Raw genomic sequence first — 4,678 nt, forward strand, 5'->3', positions numbered from 1 at the left:
CAGCATGGTGGCGGCAGGCACCGCTTCGGCAGGTTTCTGTTCGGTCATTTCCACTCTTCTCCCTTGATGTAGCCAATATCGGTGCCGGGCGGCCGTGGTCTAAGCGTTCATTGTGTGTGGTCTTATCAGTTCCATCTAGGAATGAGTGCTATTCCCGCGAAAGCCAGAACAATTCCTGCCAGTAACAACGATTGGTCGGCCAGCAATGCGGCAGAGATGATCAACGCTGCCACCACCGGACCCTTGACGGGGGTGCTGCGGTCCTCTTCCCGCGTCAGATGGTTCAGACTGGCTGGGTCGATGGATACCTGAATCGTACCTGATCGAGCGACCGAGGCAACGTTATCGATTAGCTCGGGCAGCGATGCCGAGAAATCAAGCAGGCCACTGCGGACCTTGGCCAAATGATCCCGCGCGGCTCCGATCGAAAATCGCTCGGCAAACAATTGCATCACGATCGGCTTCGTTTCTTCGGCGATATTGTAGTCCGGCGCCAAAGAGCGAACGAAGCCCTCTGCGGTCAGCAGGGTGCGCAGCAAAATAGCGAGGTCGGGCGGCAATACGAGGCGATAATCGCGCAACAATCCGAAAACCCGATCGAAAATTGCCGCGAATTCTATCCCGGCAAGAGCTGTGCCGCTAAATTCCGCGATCAGCTCATCCAGGTCCATCACCAATTGCGCGCGATCCACGAGTGGATTGCCTGCCCAGTCGAGCAGCAGATCGGCCACCTTGTCTATCTGTCCGTTCGCGATAGCGAAAATCAGTCGGACGATTTCCTGACGCCGCGCGCCGCTGAGAAAGCCGACCGAGCCGAAATCGATGAAGCCTACCTGGTTCCCTTCCATCCAGAAGACGTTGCCGGGATGCGGGTCGCCATGAAACTCTCCATTGAGAAGGATCATCCGTAGCACTGCATCGGCATAGCGCTTCGCGAACTGGGCATTCCCTGCCGGATCAGTTGCCGGGTGCCGCGACGCGGGCTTTCCGCCCAGGGCTTCCTGCACATTGATCGTCAAGCCTGTGAGTTCCCAGTGGATCGCGGGCGTCTTCACCCCAAGCATCTCCAGATAACCGCCAATCCTTTCACAGGCACGTGCTTCTGCCGCCAGGTCCATCTCCCGCGCTAAATTCTTGGCGAATGTCTGAAGGAATTCCACGGGTCGATAGCGAGCAATGTCGCTTGACCGACGCTCGGCGAGGCCCGCGAGCCGTGTCAACAGCCTCATGTCCGCCTCGATCCTGGACGCCATGCCGGGTCGGCGGATTTTCACGATAGTCTCGCTTCCGTCCAGCAGGGTTGCGACATAAGTCTGCGCGATAGAGGCTGAGGCGATCGGGTTTCTCTCGAAAGCGGCGAATTCACGTTCCCAGTCGCTGCCCCAAGCCGATACAATCACCGGTTCGATCTTATCGAACGGCAGCGGTTCCACCTGGTCGTGGAGAGTGCCGAACGCGGAAATCCAGGGTTGTGTAAACAGATCGCTTCTGGTCGCCAGGAGCTGGCCAAGCTTTATTCCGACAGGGCCGACATCGCGCAACAGCGCCACCACCGATGCAGGACGCAAGTCCTCGGTATCTGGCTCATTCTCCGAAACCGGCATAAAGCCAAGCAAGCTTCCGAGATTTTTCAGACCGTGCCGGGCGAAAATCTGACCGAGTTCTGCTAGCCGCGTCAGTTCACCGACACTGTTTTCCAGATCATGCTTCATCGGCTTTCTTCGCAAGTGTCAGCCTGCTTCTGATTCTCCGCAACTTTTCGAAGCATCGTACGCAGGAGGTCGATTTGAGGCGCAGACATTCCCTTCCAGAGAATTTCGTGGAGTCGATCAGCCGCTTCGCGCAGTTCCGGCCAGATGGTTCTTACTTGCTCGGTGAGGTGGAGGTTCCAAACCCTTCGATCGTGCGCCGCCCGCTCTCGCTCGATCAAACCTTTTTCAACCAAAACTGCGACAGCCTGTCCTATCGTCGCCGATTCAAGCTCGAGCAGGCGAGAAATCTCGGTCTGTGTTAGCGTAGGTTCTCGCAACAAGGACGCGATGATCCGCCATTGTGTTTGATTGAGGTCGAGCCCCACGATCAGAGCGTCGAAGGTCCGCCGAGCGGTCCTGTTCACCTCTTCTAGCAAATAAAGGATGTCATCCTTTTCGTTGGGGGCGTAATCACGTATCTCATCTTTCGGCATATGCTTATCCATAGCGCTATCTTGGAAGGCTCGCGCATGCCTGGCGTGTTCAAGCTCAGCGTCAACCATATTCGCTAGCAGTGCCGCCATGCAAACACTCGCTGATTTCACGCTACAGCAGAAACTGAATCCGATGGTCGCTCAAGCTGATAAGGAACCGAACGGCGCTGGGTGAGTGCGGGGGCTCCGGCCACCTCGCCTGCCACGACTGCCGGGATGTTATGATCGCATGCGCTCGGCGTCCCTCATCTGAGCATCAGACCCCCTGAAGGGCAAACGCGGGCGTGAACGCGGGGCATGGGCTCGATTTCGAGTGATTATGGCTCGCTGCCCAGATTGTCATGCATCCTAGCCAGCGATCCGCGTAAGCGCTCCAGTTCCCCAAAACGGATCCCCCCGAGCAAGCGAGCATACATTGCATCAGCTTCTACTCGCATCTTGGGAAGTAGCTCGATTGCGGCAGGGCGTAAATGAACCCGCCAAACGCGCCTGTCGTTCTTCGCGCCTGCGTCTTTCCACCAGCTCAAGTTCTTCCAGGCGATCAATAGTCTGGCCGATGCTAGCGCGCTCTAGCTTCAGTTCCCGAGCCAGCTCTGTCTGGGTCATGCCTGGGCTCCGAAAGATAAGCCAATATACTCCATTGCGTCCGCGTGAGCCCGAATTGTTCAACCGAAGAATCGGCGGTCCTGCGCAAACGCCGGGTCACTTCCTCCATAAGAAAGAACAGCCGATCGGTATCGGTGAGGGAACTTGCCCCCCTTTGTATCCGCGTCATAGCCCGTCATGGCAGCCATCTAGGGCAACCTACCATAGCGGATCAGGAAATAAAGCCGTTTACTGTAAATCGATTTACAATATGAGGTTGCGGTATGCAGTCGCAAACTTTCCATATCGGGGGAAATGGTGGCATCTCCATAGCAGCCGAAGCGACCGGAAATGCCGATGCTTTACCGGTCTTGCTCGCGCATGGGGGCGGCCAGACCCGTCACGCATGGAAACGTGTCACAGCCGATCTCGCCAATGCGGGATTTCGTCCGATCGCAATTGATATGCGCGGTCATGGCGACAGCGAATGGTCTGCCGAGGGCGCTTACGAAACGCGCGACTTCGCTTCAGATCTCGTTGCGATCGCTTCAAAAATGGACCGCAAGCCAGCGCTCGTCGGGGCCTCCCTTGGCGGGTTGGCCGGACTGATCGCCGAAGGACACCTTGCGCCGGGCCGCTTCGCGTCGCTCACTCTCGTCGACATCGCGCCGCGTATGGAGACGGGGGGCGTTATGCGCGTAGTCGGCTTTATGGAGGAGCACGTGGAGACCGGTTTCTCTTCACCGGACGAAGCGGCAGAGGTCATCGCGCGCTACATGCCACATCGCCGCAAGCGCGGAGCCGGCAAGGGCTTACGGCGCTATCTGCGAGAGAAGGAAGACGGCCGCTACTACTGGCATTGGGATCCGGCCTTTATCCGCAACATCACACTAGCCAAGCGAAGCGATCCGGCTGATCAGGAACGCCAGTTTGATGCGCTGAACGATGCAGCCAGCAGGCTTTCGCTGCCATTGCATATTATTCGCGGCGGATCGAGCGATCTGGTTTCCGAAGACGCGGTCGCGCAATTGCTCGAACTTGTTCCACACGCTGAATACACCGACATCGCAGAGGCAACACATATGGTGGTTGGCGATGCCAACGATGCCTTTTCGGCAGCGATACTCGATTTTCTCAAGCGTAATCACAGTCCGCAGGGAGCCGTTACATGACCGATAATCTGACAAGGATCGATCCTAAGCGCCTCGAAGAGATCCTGCAGATTGCCCCGTTTCACCGGTGGCTTGGCCTCACTTTACGGTCATGCTCGAACGAGCAGCTTGAACTGGAGATGCCTTGGCGCGACGAGATCGTGTCAAACCCGGCAATCGGTTCAGCGCATGGCGGCGTGCTCGCCTCTCTGATCGATTTAACCGGGCTCTACACCTTATTGTCGCAAGGTACAGGGGCCAAGGCGACCGCCGATCTGAGGGTCGACTACCACCGCCCGGCAACCTCGGGACCACTCGTAGCATCGGGCAAAATAATCAAGATCGGTAAAAATATCTCGGTCGCTGAAACACGTGTATACGGTCCTACTGGCAACCTTTTGGCTAGCGGCCGCGGTGCCTACGTATGCTAACAGCGTTATCCTAATGGAACTAACTGCAGGGCGAAAATTAGCAGGTCTGTTCCTCGAAGACCTGCAAAATAGTCCCACGACTTTCAGAGCGAATTGCGTCGCGATAGCCGCCTTCCAATGAGTGACGTGACCCCCTGATCTTCCCCCAGCTGGGATTAGAGCCGAGCCGCGTTGATGCGTATGAGCGCGGTTGAAGCAATGGGCTGCGCAGCGGAGCCCGTAGGGCGTGGCGAAGCAGGCCATTGCTTATCTAGTTCGGCGGCGAACACCGCCGGTGTCGCGTAGCCAAGGGATGAGGGCGGTCTCTCTCGGTTGTAGTCTTCCAC

Annotated in this window: 5 protein-coding genes and 1 pseudogene; 2 read left to right on the plus strand and 4 right to left on the minus strand. The window is 57.3% G+C overall.

Going from position 1 to position 4,678, the window contains the following annotated elements; translation table 11 throughout:
• Positions 1 to 125 precede the first annotated feature (125 nt).
• The 3 genes from KYK83_RS16855 to KYK83_RS17340 all read right to left on the minus strand — a co-directional run bounded on the left by KYK83_RS16855 (position 126) and on the right by KYK83_RS17340 (position 2,791).
• Positions 126 to 1,712 carry an ABC1 kinase family protein gene (locus tag KYK83_RS16855; protein ID WP_006834199.1) on the minus strand — a complete coding sequence of 529 codons (1,587 nt, stop codon included), beginning with the start codon at positions 1,710 to 1,712 and terminating at the stop codon, positions 126 to 128.
• On the minus strand, positions 1,709 to 2,275 hold the full coding sequence (locus KYK83_RS16860; protein ID WP_006834198.1) for a MarR family winged helix-turn-helix transcriptional regulator: 567 nt from the start codon (positions 2,273 to 2,275) through the stop codon (positions 1,709 to 1,711). Before KYK83_RS16860 ends, KYK83_RS16855 begins: the two co-directional genes overlap by 4 nt.
• A 330-nt stretch (positions 2,276 to 2,605) precedes the next feature.
• Entirely contained in the window at positions 2,606 to 2,791 is a 186-nt protein-coding gene (locus KYK83_RS17340; protein ID WP_228135198.1) for a MarR family transcriptional regulator, read from the minus strand.
• Positions 2,792 to 3,054: 263 nt separating this feature from the next.
• Between KYK83_RS17340 and KYK83_RS16870 the strand changes: the two genes are divergently transcribed.
• Together KYK83_RS16870 and KYK83_RS16875 are read left to right on the plus strand one after the other, a co-directional pair.
• Positions 3,055 to 3,942 (plus strand): alpha/beta fold hydrolase, encoded by an 888-nt coding sequence (locus KYK83_RS16870; RefSeq protein ID WP_222829075.1) that lies wholly within the window; start codon positions 3,055 to 3,057, stop codon positions 3,940 to 3,942.
• Entirely contained in the window at positions 3,939 to 4,352 is a 414-nt protein-coding gene (locus KYK83_RS16875) for a hotdog fold thioesterase (protein WP_006834195.1), read from the plus strand. The genes KYK83_RS16870 and KYK83_RS16875 overlap by 4 nt, the downstream gene beginning before the upstream one ends.
• A gap of 155 nt (positions 4,353 to 4,507) precedes the next feature.
• On the opposite strand, the pseudogene KYK83_RS16880 reads toward KYK83_RS16875, so the two are convergent.
• A pseudogene (locus KYK83_RS16880) lies at positions 4,508 to 4,678 on the minus strand (IS3 family transposase); the annotation flags it as partial.

It is taken from the genome of Qipengyuania pacifica, assembly GCF_019857205.1.
In the GTDB taxonomy this organism is placed as follows: Bacteria; Pseudomonadota; Alphaproteobacteria; order Sphingomonadales; family Sphingomonadaceae; genus Qipengyuania; species Qipengyuania pacifica.

Coding starts and splice junctions, on each gene's coding strand:
- KYK83_RS17340 (WP_228135198.1), bottom strand. CDS start 2,791: ATGACCCAGACAGAGCTGGCTCGGGAACTGAAGCTAGAGCGCGCTAGC.
- KYK83_RS16860 (WP_006834198.1), bottom strand. CDS start 2,275: ATGGCGGCACTGCTAGCGAATATGGTTGACGCTGAGCTTGAACACGCC.
- KYK83_RS16855 (WP_006834199.1), bottom strand. CDS start 1,712: ATGAAGCATGATCTGGAAAACAGTGTCGGTGAACTGACGCGGCTAGCA.
- KYK83_RS16870 (WP_222829075.1), top strand. CDS start 3,055: ATGCAGTCGCAAACTTTCCATATCGGGGGAAATGGTGGCATCTCCATA.
- KYK83_RS16875 (WP_006834195.1), top strand. CDS start 3,939: ATGACCGATAATCTGACAAGGATCGATCCTAAGCGCCTCGAAGAGATC.